The organism is Geomicrobium sediminis (genome assembly GCF_016908595.1).
Classification (GTDB): Bacteria; Bacillota; Bacilli; order Bacillales; family Marinococcaceae; genus Geomicrobium_A; species Geomicrobium_A sediminis.
The window spans coordinates 80,018-99,045 of sequence record NZ_JAFBEC010000007.1 but is presented as its reverse complement, the minus strand read 5'-3'; the positions used below and the strand labels follow the sequence as shown (position 1 = coordinate 99,045).

The window sequence follows — 19,028 nt, the reverse complement described above, 5'->3', positions numbered from 1 at the left end:
AAACACATGGAACAAAAAGTAGCCATTATCGGTTTTGGTGGCGTCGGTCAAGGTTTTCTTACGATCGTCGAACAGAAGAAAAAGCAATTAGAAGAACAATACAACCGCAAAATCACAATCGTTTCAATTGCTGATTTGTATAAAGGGTCGGTCCATCATGATGATGGACTTTCCCTACAAGATGTTAAAGCGAGCTTAGATATTGACGGTACGTTGCACCATTATCCAAAACGAGCAGGAACAATTGTAGGCTTAAGTGCAGTTGAAACGATTCAAAAGACGAATGCAGACGTGATTGTTGAATTAACATTCACAGATGTCGTTACTGGAGAGCCTGCGATTACACATACAAAAGCGGCATTACAAGCGAAGAAACACGTTGTGATGACGAATAAAGGTCCGATCGTAAAAGCTTACAACGAGTTAAAGCAACTTGCAGATGAGAACGGTGTTTCGCTTCTCTTTGAAGGAACGGTAATGAGTGGAACACCGGCACTTCGTATGCCATTAGAGACGCTAAAAGGCAATGATATTACGAAGATTTCGGGAATTTTTAACGGTACGACCAATTATATGCTCACAGCAATGGCCTCTGGAAGAAGCTATTCAGAAAGTTTAGAAGAAGCGAAGGAGAAAGGGTATGCTGAGGCAGATCCGACAAATGACGTCGAAGGGTATGACGTTCAAGGAAAGGTCGTTATATTAGCGAATGTTTTGCTCGGTGCAAATCTTACACGAGAAGACGTACCAACGACTGGGATTACGAACATACAACAAGAAGACATTCGAAAAGCAACTGAACAGCAACAAGTGTGGAAGCTCCTCGGAACGATTACAAATGAACAAGGCATCGTAAAAGGGGAAGTAAAGCCTGTTCTTTTAAATAAAACCAACCCACTTGCACAAATTGAAGGCGCAACAAACGCTGTGACCTATTCGTGTGACCTGTCCGGGGAGATTACCCTCATTGGGGCTGGAGCTGGAATTTCTGAAACAGGTTTTGCCGTATTGATCGATATTCTGTCATTGCCAAAGACTACTCGTTAGATTGGAGTGTTTGAAATGATTGAAATGAAAAAGCATGAACAAGCGATGTTTATTGCGGGAATTTGGAAGCAAAAAGAAGAAATGATTAACGTATACGACCCAGCAACTGATGAGTTGATTGCCACGGTTCCAAAAGGAACAAAAGCAGATATGGAAGAAGCGTTACGGTCTGCAAAAAAAGGATTGAAAATTGCGAGCAAAATGTCAACGAGACAACGCATGGACATTTTGTTAAATGTGGTTGAGCGTATTCTGAATGAACGTGAAGAAATCGCGCAAATCATTTCTTCTGAAGGTGTGAAGACAATTTCAGAAGCGAGGCGTGAAGCGAGAAGAGCCGCAGAAACGTTACGCCTTTGTGCAGAAGAAGCAAGAAGAATTGGTGGAACGACGTTGAACTTCGATCAAATGGAAGGAAGTGAACATCGACACGGCTATACGGTGCGCTTTCCGATTGGAATTGTCGGGGCAATTACGCCATTCAACGACCCGCTAAATCTCGTTGCTCATAAGATTGGTCCTGCAATCGCTTCAGGCAATGCGGTCATATTAAAACCTGCTACAGAAACACCGTTATCCGCGTTATGGTTAACGAGAAAGTTTATTGAAGCAGGATTGCCAAAGCACATCTTAAATGTTGTAACAGGCCGAGGACAAGACGTCATCCCTCCACTCGTTGAACATCCAGAAGTGAGGCTAATTAGCTTTACAGGAGGGCTTCGAACTGGAGAGAAACTTGCAAAAGATGCTGGTCTTAAAAAGATTAGCATGGAACTCGGTGCGAACTCGCCGTTTCTCGTTTTTGCAGATGCAGATGTAAAAAAAGCAGCGAAAGCCGCGGTTTCTGGGGCGTTTGCAGCAGGAGGACAAAATTGTCTTAGCGTCCAACGAATGCTCGTGAGCGAGCAAGTGGTTGAAGATTTTACGAAGTATTGTTTGGAAGAAACAGCTGCTCTTCAATTTGGAAATAAAAAGAACGAACAAGATGATGTGGGTCCATTAATTAACGAGCGCGAAGCAAACCGAGTGATTGGGTGGGTTGATGCCGCGGTTGATGCTGGCGCTACAGTTTTAATAGGTGGAAAGAAATACGGAAATTATGTTGAGCCAACCATTATGCAAGATGTTCCGAGAGATTCGTTATTGTATCAAGAAGAAATTTTTGGTCCTGTAGCGATGATTCAATCGTTTACAACGTACGATGAAGCGATGACACTGGCAAATGAAGTCAATTACGGGTTGCAAGCGGGCGTCTTTACAACGTCATTGCAAACGGCGCACAACACAATACGTGACTTACATGTTGGTGGTGTCATGATTAATGATAGTAGTGATTTTCGCATTGATGCGATGCCGTTTGGCGGTACGAAAGGGTCGGGTGTCGGAAGAGAAGGCGTGTACGATGCAATGTTAGAAATGACTGAACAACGTGTGGTTTGCTTTAACGACCAAGACCAATAACAAAGACTAAACGTCGTAAAGAAGGGTTGTGGGTAGATGTTTTCAAGGGAAGAATATCAACTGCGCATGAATAAGACGAAGCAAAAAATGTTAGAGTACGGTGTTGAAGTGCTCATTCTTTCGAACCCTTCGAACCTGTGCTATTTAACAGGTTATAATGCATGGAGTTTCTACGTTCATCAAGTCGTTCTCGTGCTCATTGATGAAGAAGAACCGATTTGGGTCGGACGTGAAATGGATGCCCATAGTGCAAAAACAACGACGTGGATCGACCATACGAGAATTATTCCGTATCCAGATGAGTTCGTCCAATCAACAATAAAACACCCGATGGATTTTGTCGCCAATATTTTGACAGACCTCGGTCAAGGTCAGCGAAAAGTAGGCGTTGAGATGGACGCGTTTTACTATACGGCGATGTGTCATGAACGTTTAACGTACGGATTACCAGAAGCAGAATTTAAAAACACAAGTACGATCGTCAACTGGGTGCGTCTGCAAAAAAGTCCAGCTGAAATTACGTTTATGCGTCGCGCTGCCAAAATTGTTGAAAAAGCCATGCAAGCGGCATATGACAAAGTCGACGTTGGGGTGCGTGAAAATGATGTGGCAGCTGCCATTTATCACGCACAGGTGAGCGGGACAGCTGAATTTGGCGGTGATTACACATCGATTGTACCGATGCTACCAACAGGGAAAAATACTGCGAGTCCCCATTTGACGTGGACAGATAAACGATACAAAGAAGGCGACTTTTTGACGATTGAAATTGCCGGCTGTTATCAACGTTATCATGCACCGCTTGCAAGAACGATGGCAATCAAAAAAGCTCCTAAAGAAATCATTGATGTCGGAAAAGTGGTCACAGAAGGTATTGAAGAAACGCTTAACTTTATGAAACCAGGTGTAACCGCTGAACAAGTTGAGGAAGTTTGGCGCGAATCGATTGGAAAACATGGGTTTATTAAAGCGTCACGTCTCGGTTATTCAATTGGCTTGAGTTATCCGCCAGACTGGGGTGAGCATACGATTAGTTTTAGAAAAGGTGACCGCTCATTATTAGAACCTGGAATGACGTTTCACTTGATGCCGGGCATTTGGTTTGATGAATTTGGAGTTGAGATTACAGAATCTGTGCTTATTACTGATAATGGGGTAGAAACGTTAACGAATTTTCCTCGTGACGTTTATGAAAAGACGATGTAAACAAATTGACCCTGCACTCGAAAATTTAACGAGTGCAGGGTCAAAAGCGTTACTCAGACGTTTTTTTCTTTTCAGGAGGGACAGGATCAAATCCGCCCTTATGAAAGGGGTGACACTTTAGAATTCGAATAACTCCGAGTGAGACACCCTTAAAAACACCGTGAATCAAGACGGCATCCAACATGTATTGAGAACATGTCGGTTGAAATCGACACGTTGGAGGCGTCGCAGGGGAGATGTATTTTTGGTAAAAACGAATGGGAGCGATGACGATTTTTTTTAACATGGTTGCCTCCATCAACGCAAAAAGGCAACGTCTCGTTGCCTTTTTGTGTTAGCTTACGTGAAATGTAGCGTTCGGTTGTAAAATTGAGTAGAGCACTTGGCTTTCTTCATTCGTTAATCGAATCATCGGTAAACGAACATCGCCAGAAATAATTCCTTGCATTTCAAGCGCTGCTTTAACGGGTACTGGGTTTGGTGCCATAAACATAGCGTTCATAACGGGTAAAAGTTCACGGTGTTGCTTAGCGGCAACTTTCGTATTGCCGTTCTCGAATTGTTGTACCATTTGCAACATGTTCTTGCCGATCACATGTGAAGCAACAGATACGACACCTTTTGCACCAATGCTCATAAGCGGTAAGGTCATGCTATCATCGCCACCGTATAGCTCGAAGCCATCTGGAGAGTTCTCAATAATCATAGAAGCAGCATCTAAATCACCACTTGCTTCTTTAATAGCAACGACATTTGGTAAGTGAGACAGTCGAATTGTTGTCTCAGGAGCAAGGCTTACAACCGTACGACCAGGTACGTTGTAAAGCATGATTGGTAGAGCTGTTGATTCAGTAATTGCTTTGAAATGCTGGTATATTCCTTCTTGAGAAGGTTTGTTATAGTACGGTGTTACAAGCATAATGCCGTCTACACCAGCTTCTTCAGCGGCTTGAGTCAATTCAATTGACGCATTTGTATTGTTGCTACCTGTTCCAGCAATAATAGGAACTCGGCCATCTGTGACTTTAATGACATGTCTAAAAAGTGCTAACTTCTCATCGCTTGATAACGTTGGTGATTCGCCTGTAGTACCGGCGACGACAAGAGATTCACTACCATTTGTAATTAAATGGTTCACTAGTTTCGTTACAGCTTGAAAATCAATCTGACCGTTCTCATTAAATGGTGTTACCATAGCTGTTGCAATTCTTCCAAAATCCATCTTCTCATCACCCTCAATGTTTGTTATAAGAATTTCGTGTTTAACGAGGGGCTTAACACAACTATACTATGTGCTTTTCACTGTTTCGTGCTGTATTAACCCACATAACGGGCGGTTACCTAAGCATTTTGTACGAACAAAAAAACAACAATGAGAGGACTCATTGTTGCATGGTAACCTTTCTCATCAAGAAAAGCACTCCATGCGTGAGATAGCCCTCCATATAGCAAGTGCTATATGACAGCCATACACTTATTCAGTGTATAACCAGCCTCAAAAGCGTGAGCTCTCTTTAGCTTCGGCAATTTCCCCTTTCAGAATACTTCATAGGTACTCACGTACCTCCGTAATCGTACTAATGGTTATTGCTCCTCTACTCCCAGAAGAAGTTTGTATTGAACTACCTACATACTAACAAAGGATTGGCTCGTATGCAACCAAAAATAAACATCCTGTATATGGATTGCTTATCTCTTTTTCCCGGAAATAATCCTATACAAAAAGAGAAAGTATAACAAGTAAGGAGGTGCAAAGGGTCCATGCGAAGAATTATCTATAGTGCGCTTACGTTAACGATTCTTTTGACGGGATGTACGGATGTCACCGATGAAGCTGCGATGAACAATCATCCTGAACTCGACCGACCAGAGTATTTGACGTTAAATTCTATGGAAAAAGATAGTCAAAGAGACTACGGTTGGCATAAAAACCGTTTAAGTACATCGAGTACGGGGAAGTTCAAAGATAGAGGACACGGCGACAGCCCATATGCCCTTCAACACGAAGCAAAAAAAATCAATGACAGTCAAGCTTTTGATCATGTGGAGTTAACAGAAAGTGTAAAGCGAAAGATCGAGCAACTACGGCCAGTAAATGAAGCTTACGTCGTGAACTTAGGCGGGATTTTGTATATCGGATTAGTAAGTGACACGGTGAATGAAAGAGACCTAAATAAAGCCATTAAAGACATTGTCGCAAACAGTAGTAGCAATCATAAGTATAAACTGTTTACTGACCGAGCAAGCGTAAATCGAATACGTGCAGCTGAAAAAGCAGAGCATCCGGAATACCGAGAAGACTTTATGGATTTCTTAAATGACATGGAATATGAAATACAAAAAGGAGGCAATGGATGGTTGCAATAACCATCTACTGCCCTTCTCCTTAATTTGTAATCCCTAAATCATATAAGCTTTCCTCATATGTGTCTTCCATTACTTCAAGCCAAGTCGTTAAATTTTCGGTATGAATTTGCGCACGATCACATCCTTTTCGGGACGTTTCACAACGCTTAATGTTTTTCATGACACCACGAAGATCCGTTTTCGTTCCAGCGATAAGTTCTTTCGTTAATTCGAATGCTTCAGGAGTCGCATCAGCTTCATGTTTCTCTGTGAGGTCATACAAAGCTCTCGTATGGGTTTTGGCATCTTGAAAATCGGAGCGGTCCATTGCACTGTATAGCGCCTCAAGGTGATCGTGGAATTGTGTTAAATAATGGCCGTGTTCATCGCTATACATTAAGATGTCATCACTAGGCTTCTTGTTTTTATGATTTACATACAACGTATTCGGTTCCTGGTCTTCATTGTAAGGCTCACGATCTTGAGCTTCTAAATCTTGCTGTAAATCTTGTCCATATTGATTGCAACCAGTAAGTAGCACGAGAAGGATTAAAGAACTGGTCAGCTTTTTCATAAGTTCACGTCCTTTTTGTAAGTAAGTTTATGAAAGGTAGTATGCTTTTCGATTGTTTTGAATATGCATGAAGGAAATGGATTTCGGTCACCCTTACACTATATAGCTATAAATCTTGTGTAAAAGCATTTATTCCATTGCTAATTTCACTTATAATAGTTAGGGAATACATGGCTGGGGGGCTAAAAGGATCATGCATTCAGAGAAAATAGCGATACCGCTTTCTGAAGAACTTTTTAGTGAGATTAAGCATTTGACTGAGAAAGAACAGGATCAACTGTTCTTCAAAATGGTTCAACAATACGTTGAACGCAAAAAGAAAGAACAACTCATTCAGGAATTAAAGCAAGGTTATGAGGAAATGGCTGTGATTAATCGTGGTCTATCCGAAACCTTTGCATACTGTGAATGGGAGGCCCAAGAGCGGATCAAGGCGATTCGAAAGGTCTCGCATTACTAAACAAGGAGGTGAATGGATGAGGTGAGCAACCAAAAAGAATCTCAACATCCAGCTGCAAAGAAAAGCGTCAAAAGAGGTGATGTTTTCTTTGCAGATTTATCTCCAGTTGTAGGGTCAGAGCAAGGGGGGGTAAGGCCGGTCCTCGTCATCCAAAATGACATCGGGAATCGGTTTAGTCCGACCGTTATCGTTGCTGCGATCACTGCACAGATTAAGAAAGCTAAGTTGCCCACACACGTAGAAATCGATGCGAACAAGCACAAATTTGACCGTGATAGCGTCGTACTCTTAGAACAAATTCGTACGATTGATAAACAACGCTTAACGGATAAAATTACACATCTAGATGACAATATGATGAAAAAAGTCAACGAGGCACTTGAAATTAGCATCGGCTTACGCGATTTGTAGTAGCTACATAGTTGTAAAAACCGACTTGTCCCCCCAAGTCGGTTTTTTTATCGCCTAATTATGTAAAAAGATGTGATAAAATAAAAAAATAACGCAACAATTTCGTGATCCTATGATATACTATGAAAAACATACATGAAAATAAAGGTAAAGTGACATAAATAAGCATAATACGACTCGAAGGGGAGCGATCACACGTGAGCAAGCTATCAACAAAGACGTGGAATTTCATTGTGATGATGGTAAAAGTTACAATTGGCTTAGGAATGATCCTTTCGAGTTTTGTAAGTGTATGGTCGAATACATCAGAAGGTACGTTGCCAGCAAAAACGGGTGTTGTGTTGCACGCCATTAATAACCAGCTGATTGTTCCGAGTGAGAATTTAAAGGCACCGGAATTTCTGACAAGACTAACGGGTACTTCAAATGTTAGACCGTCGTTTTATCGTGAAGACTTGACCATTCCAGTTAGTGACGGCGAGTTTTTGGATGCGAGAATGTACGCGCCAATTCAGAGTGAAGATGCGCCGATTATCGTTTATTATCACGGTGGCGCGTTTATGGAAGGTTATGGAAGCATTCAAACGCATGACAACATCGTACGAGCACTGGCGAGCCGTTCAGGGGCAATAGTCATTAGTGTTGGTTACCGACTTGCGCCAAAGCACATTTTCCCTAAAGCGGTTGAGGATGCGTATGACGCGCTTTTATATATTGAACAACAAGCTCCTGTTTGGGGAGGGGATCCTGGCAACATTACCGTTGCAGGTGATAGTGCAGGAGGAAATATTGCAACCGTCACAGCGATGAAGGCTAGAGATTTTAATGGTCCAGAAATAACTGCACAATTGCTGTATTATCCGCTTACGACTTTTCATGACTATCCGTTAGAAACGAGAGAGCAATATAGCAGCGGACAGTATTTGTTATCTCGTTCTGTCATGGAAAAGGCTAGAGCGACGTATACGCCAGGGGAAGACATGTGGGAGAATCCATACGTTTCGCCACTTGATGCAAAAACGACGGCAGGACTGCCACCAGCATTCATCGCTACTGCAGAATTTGATCCGTTAAGAGATGAAGGAGAATTGTACGCGGAGAAGTTATTCTCAGATGGTGTTTACGTTGAGAATTTGAGATACGAAGGTGTTATGCACGGGTTCTTATCATTTTATGAAGTGATGACGACAGGGAATCTTGCAATTGATGATAGTTTGGCATTTTTATCGTCACAATGGGAAGAAGAAGAGCAGGTGATGGTCGGCTTTCAAGTGATTGATCGTGAAGCACCTTCTGGTTTTTCCCGGGTGCGTGAAGAGGTTGAAGCACATGTAGCGGCGGCGTATTTGTTGTCGATTCAATTTACGCAACTGTTTCACACGTTTGTTGAACAAGCGGACGGTTTCTTCCAATCAGAGATAAGTCATGAAGCTGAATAAGCTTAGATAGACCTTTAAAAATAGAAGAGAGGAGAGTAAGGGTTAGCAATCCTTACTCTTTTCTTGTTCTTGAACACCTTCTTTATTTTGAATCAATGGATAATGACCACGAGTGTACGTAAAAAAATGAACCGTGACAGTTTATAAGTGAATAGATCCGATTTATCGATATATATAGCGATATTTAGGCAAATACGTCTGTTTAATTGGATGAGTTGTGAATAGAAGTCAATAATTTCGTTAATTCTTTCGTTTTCTCTATTTTATTTTAGTATGGGGTATGGTAGACTACTTTTTGGATAGAGGAATATGTCGAAAGGGGGCTCTCTGATGCTTACCAATTTTACGCAGCGACAACGTGATAAACGTCGTCAACTTACGTACCATTCAGACAATAATGATGTGGTGGAGTTTCTTGAACAGAAGGTCGATGAATTCGTGAAGAAAACGAAACCGGTATTTTTACTAAATGAGAGTGAACTGCAATCGCTAAATCGTTCATTGCAATCACCAGAAAAACAACGAAGTTGGCGTGTGCGTTCAAAAACAACACGTCAGAAAGCTCTCTTTTATAATAAAGATTTGCGAAAGTTTGTGCAGGATTTAGAAAGAGAAGATGATTTCCAACTTAAAGGAAATGAAGCTTTGTTCGTTCAACTTCTCATAACGACGGTTCAGCTATGGAACATGTCGGAAACGTATCGTAAGTACGGTAACTTCGTTACGAATGGAGATACAATTGCTACCGTATTTAATCGTTACATTGAAGTAGTTGAAGGGGATGAACAGTTTAGTCCATCAACGATTGAAAGCTTACGAAAGCAAATGATCTGTCACAAGTTAGTGAGTGTGACAATCAAATCAGCGAAATTAAAGCACCAATTAATGCTTTATAAAAAGCGCCAACAGATGATTTCAGTAAGCCCAGTATAAACTGGGCTTTTTCTTTGTGTACAAAAGTCGCGAATGAATGATCTGAATGAACGTACGCACAAGTAATTGAGTAAAATGGAACGAATAAACGAAGCGATCTTTTGCAACGTTATAAAAAGAGAAAAGAAGGAATTGTCGAACAATAGAAGTATGCGCTTACAACCTGAAAGGTATTGAGGTTGTTTGTAGTGAATGTCTATTCATTTATATCGGAAACACTAGCCACTTACAGGATAGTCTGTGGTATGATAGGACAAGGACGAGAAACATCTTTTGCTGTTACTTTAATGAGGTTTATTAAAGTAACTAAACATTTAATGAGTAAAAGGGAAGGTTTTTTATGACGAGCAGACAAATAGAAACCGATGTGGTTTTAATCGGTGCGGGTATGATGAGTGCCACACTTGGAGCGTTACTTAGAGAATTGGCACCGAACATGGAAATCACAGTCTTAGAAAAACTAGGAGGCGCAGGGGAAGAAAGCTCCAATGAGTGGAACAATGCTGGAACAGGGCATGCGGCACTTTGTGAACTCAACTATACTTCCGAAAAACCTGACGGTTCAATTGATACGAAAAAAGCGGTTAACGTAAATGAGCAGTTTCAAATTTCAAGACAATTTTGGTCGTATTTAGTTGATCATGGTTTATTGAAGAATCCAGAAAGCTTTATTATGTCGATTCCTCATATGAGTCTTGTGCACGGCAAAAAGAACGTTGAATTTCTTAAAAAGCGTTATGATGCACTTGTAGATATTCCTTTATTTGAAGGCATGGAATACTCAGAGGATCCTGAGCAATTAAAGCAGTGGCTACCACTCGTTATGGAGAATCGCTCTGATAATGATCCAATTGCGGCAACTAAGATTGACACAGGTACTGATGTGAATTTTGGTGAGTTGACGCGTATTTTATTTAATCAACTTGAAGGTGAGAACTTTCATATCCACTACAAACATAAAGTGATGAACTTAAAGCGGACGATTCGAGACAACAAATGGGAAGTAAAAGTTGAAGATATGCGTATAGGTGAAGTGTACATCTATACAACAAAGTTCGTATTTATCGGTGCAGGTGGAGGAAGTTTATCATTACTCCAAAAAACTGGTATTCCTGAGTCACGAAACGTCGGTGGATTCCCGGTAAGTGGATTGTTTATGGCTTGTCATAACCCTGAAATCGTTGAAAAGCACCATGCGAAGGTGTACGGAAAAGCTAAAGTCGGTGCACCGCCAATGTCAGTTCCTCACTTAGATACGCGCTATATTGATAATAAAAAGTCATTATTATTCGGACCGTTTGCAGGCTTTTCTCCGAAATTCTTAAAGGAAGGGTCGAATATGGATTTAATCAATTCCGTTCGCCCGTCAAATGTGATGACGATGCTTTCTGCAGGGGTAAAAGAGTTATCGCTAACTCGTTATCTTATTCAACAAGTGTTGTTGTCAAAAGAGAAGCGTATGGAAGAACTGCGTGAATTCGTCCCAAATGCCAAAAGCGAAGATTGGGATATGGTCGTTGCAGGCCAGCGTGTTCAGGTAATTAAAGATACGGAAGACGGTGGCAAAGGAACCCTTCAATTCGGTACGGAAGTGGTTACGAGTGAAGACGGTTCTGTAGCTGCATTGCTCGGTGCATCTCCAGGTGCATCTACGGCTGTTCACGTAATGCTTGAAGTGTTAAAGCGTTGTTATCCAGATCAAATGGATGAGTGGATGCCAAAGATTAAAGAAATGGTTCCATCATATGGACAGTCACTCGCTGAGAACCGTGAGTTGTTCAAACAATTAGAAGCGTCTACAGCAAAAACGCTTAAGTTGTCTGCAGAACAAACAGACTTAGCGATGAATTAATCAATATCAAGGCATTGAGAGGGGAAACTCGTTCAATGCCTTTTTAGTTGTATAACAATTCGTGCCTTGAGAATAGCTTGAATTCCGTAAAAAGAAAAAGTGTACGTGGATTGAACAAATCCCACGTACACTTTCTTTACACAAACATAAATACGATATGAGCACATAAAACGATAATCGGTAACGTAATGATCGTACGCAATAAGAAGATCATTACAAGGTGCATGAAGTTAACAGGGATTTTTGAAGCAAGTAACAATCCACCAACTTCACTCATAAAGATCAACTGTGTGACAGACAAACAACCAATAATAAAACGTGTCATTTCACTTTGAATTTCTGCACCAATTAATGCTGGTAAAAGCATATCAGCAAACCCGATCAGTATCGTCTCAGATGCTGCTTGCGCTTCAGGAACTTGCATTAACTCTAGAATTGGTATGAACGGTGTACCTAACCAAGTGAAAAGTGGCGTCTGTTCTGCGATGATGATCGTTACTGTACCGAAGGCAAGTACGATCGGTATAACACCAATCCACAATTCAAGGACATTTTTAAAGCCTTGTTTACCAGTGCTTACGATATGAACTTGACTCGCTCTCGTTAAAGCACCTTGCCAAGCGCGTTTCAATAGTGGTCGACCGTCTTTAGGTTCTTCTTTTTGTGGTGTTGCGTGTTCATAATAATCTTCGCTAAATCGTGAAAGCGGAGGAATTCGTGGCATAATAATGGCTGCCACAAAACCAGCTATGACGATCGTCATGTAATAAGGGAAAAACAGATGCTCTAAGCTCAAATAACCTAAAATAACGATCGTAAACGTAATAGAAACGATGTTAAAGGTTGTCCCAAGAACTGCAGCTTCTCTTCTCGTATAATGACCTTCCATATACTGTTGGTTCGTCATCATAACCCCAATCGTTGCGTCTCCAAACCAAGAAGCAAGGCTGTCGATGGATGAACGGCCTGGAAGACGGAACAATGGACGCATAATTACGTTCATTAATGTACCGGCAAATTCTAGTAGACCGAAGTTCAACAGAAGCGGAAGGAAAATCCCAGCAAATAAAAACACAGTAATGAGTAACGAGGCAAGTTCAAAGATTAAGTCGCCAGTATCTGGTCCCCATACCCACTCCGGTCCGATTTGAAAGATGATTAACAGACCGAGTGTAAACCCGATGATTCGAACGATTAACCAAAATGGAGTAACGGCAAAGATTGATTGAAAGATTGGCTTTTGTAACCATGCAGCATTCGTAAACATATATAACAAACTGCCAATCACAGAAATTGCAGCCAACGTAATCGTTAATTCGGCGATGACGGGTGCAAGAATATCGCCTGCTAGATTCGAAAGAAATGCGATCGGAATCGTCATTTCTCGTTCTCCATCTACCGTATAAAATACCGGGAAAATAAAAATAAATAGTCCGAGTAATGAAGGAAGAATAAACCAAAGAATTGGCTTAGTCGATTTAGTCGTCATGATGTGCCCACCTTAAGATGTATAAAATGCTAAATAGAGATCCGTTCAAGAACTTCGTTTAGTTCTCGTAAGTTTTTAATTTCAATCGTTGGAATGATGTCCGTATCATTGGATATACCTTCTCGATTAATCCACACTGTCGTTAGGTTAACCCCATTTCCACCGATAATATCCGTATGAAGGTTGTCACCGATCATGACCGCTTCTTCTGGCTTGATGTTTAGCTGAGATAAACAGTGGTTAAATAGTGAAGTATCAGGCTTTCCGACACCAAATGAGCCAGAAATAAAAATACGATTAAAGAAAGGCACTAATGCAGGTGTCATTTGTAATTTTTTTTGTTGTAAACTTGGTGCGCCATTCGTTAATAGTACGAGTTGAAACGTTTTTTGAAGAGATGATAGAACATCAAACGTCTCATCGTATACGTATGGCAGTGTTTCACGATACGTAATAAATCGTTTCGCGAGCTTTCTTGCTAGTGATAAATCTTCATTGCCAACTGAACGAAGCGACTCCATCCATACGTCGAATTGATATACGGAGATACTGTCGCCCATTTGCCGTAATCTGGAATCATTCACGTCATTGAAATTCCCCCATAATCCTTCAAACGGATTAATACCTAAAGCAACAGTGACAGGATAGAAGTCTTGTTTCTTGTATTCAATAGGTGCAACTTCTTTTACCGCATTAAATAGAAGATCGGCGTCAATTCCAGCTATTCTGTATGCGTCATTACACGTTGCGAGCAAAGCTTCTTTAATACTCTTTTTGTCCCATAAGAGCGTATCATCTAGGTCGAAAATTAACGTATTAATCACGGTACACCCACCTTTCGTCTCGTTGTATAATTACTCGCATTGTAGCATAAAAAGGCAAAGCGCGTGTAGTATAAGCTAAAATTTCATTTATTCTAAACAAAAGATGTTCATCCATTGCATGAATAATAGATATAGGATTAAAGAGAGCGGTTGCGTGGAATAGAGTAATAAAGACAGAAAATGCAACGTTAGATTGTGGAAAATCGTGTAAAAACAAAGACGGATTTACTAAAAAGAACAATTGCAAGACGTTACGGCAAGTAACATTACTGAGACTCCTATTAAGTAAAGCGGTACAGCAGTAATTGACTGTTATCAAAGAGGAAAGAGATAGTCTTAAATGCCTATAATTGAAACATGGAACTCGGTAAGTAAAGAGATTTTTTGACGAATCATGTCAAAATCGAACGGTTTACAAGAAAAGGCACAAGGGAAAACAGTAAAAAAGTTTGTCATTTTAACAAACAAAATCACGACTATCTTTTGTATCCTGTTACTTGACGTGTTAAAATAAAAATGTGAAAGCGTTACGAATTGAAATCGTTTATTTTTTCTGCGCTGAATTATTCAGGCAAACTTTATAGCCGAGCTTTATGTGTAGTTATTATCCCCAAAACACGGAATCTATTGTTTTTAGAATGCGTTTTCTTATTTTGGAGATATAATATCGTTCAGATTGATAAGATACATTTAAATGATGAGGTTACATCATTGCTTGAGAATTGGCGATGTTAGTTTTTTATGAGAAAAGTTCTTGGTCATCAATTCCGAATCGTAAATCGGCAATTGCTAGGCCTCAATTCGAACCGTTTTAAGACGAATTTTGTCGATCATGACGTTACAGATTGCAAACAAGTTAGTTGGAGGTAGTAGCAGATGGACAGAAAGGTTTCCAAGCTTGAGAAGTCTTGGGAAACATTTCACGGCCCGAACTTAGGGTATGTGATGGACCAGTATGAACTATACAAAGAAAACCCGAGCGATGTTGAAGAAGATTTAAAAGCGTGGTTCGATGAGTACGGTGCACCATCAGTAGGTTCAACGAATAACGTTTCAGAATCAAGTGACGAAACGGTGAATTCATCGTCGATGCACAAGATTGCTGCAGCGATTAAGCTTTCGGAGAACATTCGCACTTTCGGACACTTACTTGCAGATATTAACCCATTGGAAGCACCTGGAGAAGAGTCATCGTTTTTAAAGCCGAGTGAACACGGACTAAGTGACGAGGACTTAATGGCAATGCCAGCAGAGATGCTTTGTAAAGATGCACCGTCTTCAGTTGAAAACGGTCTAGATGCGATTAATCATCTTAAGAAGATGTATACAAAATCAATCGCTTTTGAATTTCATCATGTTCACGACCTCGAAGAGAAGAACTGGCTAAACCAAATGGTTGAGTCCGGTGATATCTATGAAGATTTATCTCCGAATAAACGCAAATCAGTCTTGGAGAAATTAACAGCTACCGAAGGCTTTGAACAGTTTTTGCACCGTTACTTTGTCGGACAAAAACGTTTCTCTATTGAAGGATTAGATAGTATGGTCCCAATTTTAGAGGAAATGACACAAAGCTACATGCAAGACGGTGCGAAAGATATCATGATTGGAATGGCTCACCGTGGACGTTTGAGCACGCTTGCTCACGTTCTAGGGAAACCATACAACCTCATTTTCTCCGAATTTAAGCATGCTCCACTTGAAGATGAAGCACCAACAGAAGGGTCTTTGAACGAAGGTTGGACTGGGGATGTGAAGTACCACTTAGGTGCGAATAAACAAATTGGTGAAGAGTCAACGTATACGACAGTTTCCCTTGCTAATAACCCAAGTCACTTAGAATACGTAGACCCAATCGTTGTTGGGTATGCTCGTGCTGCTCAAGAAGACCGTACTCAAGTCGGTTTCCCTGATCAAGAAATGAAGAATGCAGGTGCGATTTTAATTCACGGAGACGCAGCATTCCCAGGTCAAGGAATTATTGCTGAGACATTGAACTTGAGCCGTTTGAAAGGATATCAAACGGGAGGCACAATGCATATTATTGCAAACAACTTACTCGGATTTACGACGGATAGTCATGATTCGAGATCAACAACATATGCAAGTGACCTCGCAAAAGGTTACGAAATTCCAATTATCCACGTGAACGCTGATGACCCAGATTCTTGTATTGCCGCAGCGCACTTAGCATCTGAGTATCGCCGTCGCTTCCATAAAGACTTCCTCATTGATTTAGTCGGTTATCGTCGTTACGGGCATAACGAGACTGATGAGCCGATGTCTACTCAACCGAAATTGTATGAGAAGATTAAAAAGCATGAAACTGCACGAGCAATTTATGCGAATACCCTCATTCAAGACGGTGTCGTAACAGAAGAAGAAGTCGAAACAATGCGTAGTGAGCTTCAAGACAAACTCATGCGTGAGTATGAAAAAGTCGGTGAAGCGAGTCACGAAGTTGCTGACATGAATCCACCAGAAGTCATTGAAAAAGGACTTCCTAAGATGGATACTGCAGTTGCTTATGATGAGCTCAAACAAATGAATGAAGAACTACTTCAATACCCTGAAGACTTTACGGTGTTCCCTAAATTGAAGAAAATTTTACAACGTCGTGAAGAAGCATTCAATGAAGGTGTTATTGATTGGGGACATGCAGAAGCACTTGCGTTCGCTTCTATTATCTCTGATGGAACACCAATTCGAATGACGGGGCAAGATTCTGAACGTGGAACGTTTAACCATCGTCATTTAGTGCTTCACGATTATGAGAATGGTGAGATTCACTCGCCAATGCATACGCTCTCAACAGCGAACGCGTCGTTTGCACTTCATAACAGTCCGCTTTCAGAAGCATCAGTCGTTGGGTTTGAGTATGGGTATAACGTACAAGCACCTGAAACGCTTGTACTTTGGGAAGCGCAATATGGAGACTTCTCGAATGCCGCACAAGTTCAATTTGATCAGTTCTTATCTGCAGGTCGTGCCAAGTGGGGCCAGCGTTCTGGGATGGTGCTTTTACTACCTCACGGTTATGAAGGTTCTGGTCCAGAACATTCAAGCGCTCGTCTTGAACGCTTCTTACAGCTTGCTGCTGAGAACAACTGGAATGTTGCGTATTTATCAAGTACATCACAATACTTCCACATTTTAAGAAGACAAGCGAAAAGTCTTGAAATGGATGAAGTACGTCCGCTCGTTCTTATGACACCGAAGAGTTTACTTCGTAACAAGTCACTTGCTGATCCGTACGAAGCCTTTACGGAAGGGCGTTTCCACCGTGTACTTGGCGATCCATTAACTCTCGGTAATGAGGATGAAGTGGAGCGAATTGTGTTCTGTTCTGGTAAAATCGCAATTGACCTTCATGAAAGCATTGACGAGACTGTTGATACGAAGAAGCTTCACATCGTTCGCTTTGAGGAACTTTATCCGTATCCACACAAGACGGTCGAGACCGTTCTTGCGAAATATAAAAACCTTAAGTCTGCAGTATGGGTTCAAGAAGAGCCGAAGAACATGGGTGCTTGGAACTACATCGACCCGTACTTGCGAGAAAGCTTACCAGACGATGTACCGTTAGAGTATGTAGGACGTCGTCGTCGTTCGAGCCCTTCTGAAGGGAACCCGAACGCACACAAACATGAACAACAACGAATTATCAACACGGCATTGGGACGTGAAGGGAGCAACCAATAATGGCAGAAATTAAAGTTCCAGAACTCGCAGAGTCGATTACTGAAGGAACAATTGCAGAATGGTTAAAACAACCTGGTGATTACATCGAGAAAGGCGAAACGATCGCTGAACTCGAAACAGATAAAGTAAACGTTGAGATTAACTCTGAACAAGCAGGTGTATTGCAAAAGCACTTGCGTGAAGCTGGCGACACAGTTGAAATTGGCGAAGCAATTGCAACGATTGATGAAAACGCCAAAGAAGGTTCTGCACCTGCAGCTTCTGAAGACAGTGCTCCTGCTAAAGAGGAAGCACCAAAAGCTGAAGCTCCTAAAGAAGAAGCAAGCAACAAAGCAGAAGAAAGTGACAGCAATGACTCAGAACACGTGATTGCATCACCGGCAGCACGTAAGCTTGCACGTGAGAAAGGCATCAACTTAAACGAGATCCAAGCGAGAGACCCACTCGGTCGCGTTCGTAAAGAAGATGTTGAAGCACACGGTCAAAAGCCAGCTGCACCTGCAAAAGAAAACAAACAAGCTGAGCCAAAGAAAGATGAATTCGGTGGCAAGCCGCACGAGCGCATTAAAATGAGCCGTCGTCGTCAGACGATTGCAAAGCGCCTCGTTGATGTTCAACAAGAGAGTGCGATGCTTACAACGTTTAACGAAGTTGATATGAGCGCTGTTATGGACATTCGTAAGCGTCGTAAAGATGCGTTCCAAGAAGAGCATGACGGTACACGTCTTGGCTTTATGTCATTCTTTACGAAAGCAGTTGTTGGAGCACTTAAGAAATATCCACTTCTTAACGCAGAAATCCAAGGCAACGAAATTGTTAAGAAAGATTTCTATGATATCGGTATGGCAGTTTCAACAAACGACGGTCTAGTCGTTCCAGTGGTTCGTGATGCAGAACGCTTAAGCTTTGCGGGCATTGAGAAAGAAATCTCAGACCTCGGTAAAAAAGCTCGCGATAACAAGCTTGCACTTTCTGATTTACAAGGTGGTACGTTCACAATTACAAACGGTGGTGTATTCGGTTCACTTCTTTCAACACCGATCTTAAATGCACCTCAAGTTGGTATCCTTGGAATGCATACGATTCAATGGCGTCCGGTTGCGATTGATCAAGATCGTATGGAAAACCGCCCAATGATGTACCTTGCACTTTCTTATGATCACCGCATTGTAGACGGCAAAGAAGCAGTTAGCTTCCTCGTTACAGTTAAGAAATTACTTGAAGAGCCAGAGCAACTTCTTTTAGAAGGATAACACTTAGAAAGACTCCGTTCATTACGGAGTC

General features: G+C 41.4%; 16 protein-coding genes and 1 riboswitch. Of the genes, 11 read left to right on the top strand and 5 right to left on the bottom strand.

The window, feature by feature from the left end; translation table 11 throughout:
* The first annotated feature begins 6 nt into the window (after window positions 1-6).
* Genes JOD17_RS12425 through JOD17_RS12415 form a run of 3 tightly spaced genes read left to right on the top strand, consistent with a single transcriptional unit; the run spans window position 7 to window position 3,714 of the window.
* Window positions 7-1,047: a homoserine dehydrogenase gene (locus JOD17_RS12425; protein WP_204698127.1), complete on the top strand. Its 1,041-nt coding sequence runs from the start codon at window positions 7-9 to the stop codon at window positions 1,045-1,047.
* A 15-nt stretch (window positions 1,048-1,062) separates the two neighbouring features.
* Entirely contained in the window at window positions 1,063-2,508 is a 1,446-nt protein-coding gene (locus JOD17_RS12420) for an aldehyde dehydrogenase family protein (RefSeq protein WP_204698124.1), read from the top strand.
* Window positions 2,509-2,544: 36 nt separating this feature from the next.
* Entirely contained in the window at window positions 2,545-3,714 is a 1,170-nt protein-coding gene (locus JOD17_RS12415) for a M24 family metallopeptidase (RefSeq protein ID WP_204698121.1), read from the top strand.
* A gap of 49 nt (window positions 3,715-3,763) precedes the next feature.
* Here the strand turns inward: JOD17_RS12415 and yidD are convergent, their stop codons facing one another.
* Both yidD and dapA read right to left on the bottom strand, forming a co-directional pair.
* On the bottom strand, window positions 3,764-4,000 hold the full coding sequence (gene yidD / locus JOD17_RS12410; RefSeq protein WP_204698118.1) for a membrane protein insertion efficiency factor YidD: 237 nt from the start codon (window positions 3,998-4,000) through the stop codon (window positions 3,764-3,766).
* Between the two features lie 48 nt (window positions 4,001-4,048).
* Window positions 4,049-4,936 (bottom strand): 4-hydroxy-tetrahydrodipicolinate synthase, encoded by an 888-nt coding sequence (dapA, locus tag JOD17_RS12405; protein WP_204698115.1) that lies wholly within the window; start codon window positions 4,934-4,936, stop codon window positions 4,049-4,051.
* A gap of 204 nt (window positions 4,937-5,140) precedes the next feature.
* Window positions 5,141-5,320: riboswitch (Lysine riboswitch) on the bottom strand.
* A 155-nt stretch (window positions 5,321-5,475) separates the two neighbouring features.
* Here dapA and JOD17_RS12400 point away from each other — a divergent pair.
* Window positions 5,476-6,081 (top strand): YhcN/YlaJ family sporulation lipoprotein, encoded by a 606-nt coding sequence (locus JOD17_RS12400; RefSeq protein ID WP_204698112.1) that lies wholly within the window; start codon window positions 5,476-5,478, stop codon window positions 6,079-6,081.
* Window positions 6,082-6,100: 19 nt separating this feature from the next.
* On the opposite strand, the gene JOD17_RS12395 is transcribed toward JOD17_RS12400, so the two are convergent.
* On the bottom strand, window positions 6,101-6,634 hold the full coding sequence (locus tag JOD17_RS12395) for a hypothetical protein (RefSeq protein WP_204698109.1): 534 nt from the start codon (window positions 6,632-6,634) through the stop codon (window positions 6,101-6,103).
* A gap of 193 nt (window positions 6,635-6,827) precedes the next feature.
* Between JOD17_RS12395 and JOD17_RS12390 the strand changes: the two genes are divergently transcribed.
* The 5 genes from JOD17_RS12390 to mqo all read left to right on the top strand — a co-directional run bounded on the left by JOD17_RS12390 (window position 6,828) and on the right by mqo (window position 11,729).
* A complete protein-coding gene (locus tag JOD17_RS12390) occupies window positions 6,828-7,094 on the top strand; it encodes a hypothetical protein (protein WP_042360067.1) in 267 nt (88 codons plus the stop codon).
* Window positions 7,095-7,115: 21 nt separating this feature from the next.
* Window positions 7,116-7,505: a type II toxin-antitoxin system PemK/MazF family toxin gene (locus JOD17_RS12385; protein WP_238554244.1), complete on the top strand. Its 390-nt coding sequence runs from the start codon at window positions 7,116-7,118 to the stop codon at window positions 7,503-7,505.
* A gap of 197 nt (window positions 7,506-7,702) precedes the next feature.
* Window positions 7,703-8,944, top strand: a complete 1,242-nt coding sequence (locus JOD17_RS12380; protein WP_338028791.1) for an alpha/beta hydrolase — start codon at window positions 7,703-7,705, stop codon at window positions 8,942-8,944.
* 330 nt (window positions 8,945-9,274) lie between these two features.
* Window positions 9,275-9,877 (top strand): hypothetical protein, encoded by a 603-nt coding sequence (locus JOD17_RS12375; RefSeq protein WP_204698107.1) that lies wholly within the window; start codon window positions 9,275-9,277, stop codon window positions 9,875-9,877.
* A gap of 340 nt (window positions 9,878-10,217) precedes the next feature.
* On the top strand, window positions 10,218-11,729 hold the full coding sequence (gene mqo / locus JOD17_RS12370; protein ID WP_204698105.1) for a malate dehydrogenase (quinone): 1,512 nt from the start codon (window positions 10,218-10,220) through the stop codon (window positions 11,727-11,729).
* A 136-nt stretch (window positions 11,730-11,865) separates the two neighbouring features.
* Here mqo and JOD17_RS12365 read toward each other — a convergent pair whose 3' ends face one another.
* Entirely contained in the window at window positions 11,866-13,218 is a 1,353-nt protein-coding gene (locus tag JOD17_RS12365) for a YjiH family protein (RefSeq protein ID WP_204698103.1), read from the bottom strand.
* Window positions 13,219-13,247: 29 nt separating this feature from the next.
* Window positions 13,248-14,042, bottom strand: coding sequence for an HAD-IA family hydrolase (locus JOD17_RS12360; RefSeq protein ID WP_204698101.1), 795 nt, complete (start codon window positions 14,040-14,042; stop codon window positions 13,248-13,250).
* A gap of 876 nt (window positions 14,043-14,918) precedes the next feature.
* Between JOD17_RS12360 and JOD17_RS12355 the strand changes: the two genes are divergently transcribed.
* Together JOD17_RS12355 and odhB are read left to right on the top strand one after the other, a co-directional pair.
* On the top strand, window positions 14,919-17,744 hold the full coding sequence (locus tag JOD17_RS12355) for a 2-oxoglutarate dehydrogenase E1 component (protein WP_204698099.1): 2,826 nt from the start codon (window positions 14,919-14,921) through the stop codon (window positions 17,742-17,744).
* The gene (odhB, locus tag JOD17_RS12350; protein ID WP_204698098.1) at window positions 17,744-18,997 is read left to right on the top strand and encodes a 2-oxoglutarate dehydrogenase complex dihydrolipoyllysine-residue succinyltransferase; all 1,254 of its coding nucleotides are present in this window, start codon (window positions 17,744-17,746) and stop codon (window positions 18,995-18,997) included. The genes JOD17_RS12355 and odhB overlap by 1 nt, the downstream gene beginning before the upstream one ends.
* The last annotated feature ends 31 nt before the right edge of the window (window positions 18,998-19,028 follow it).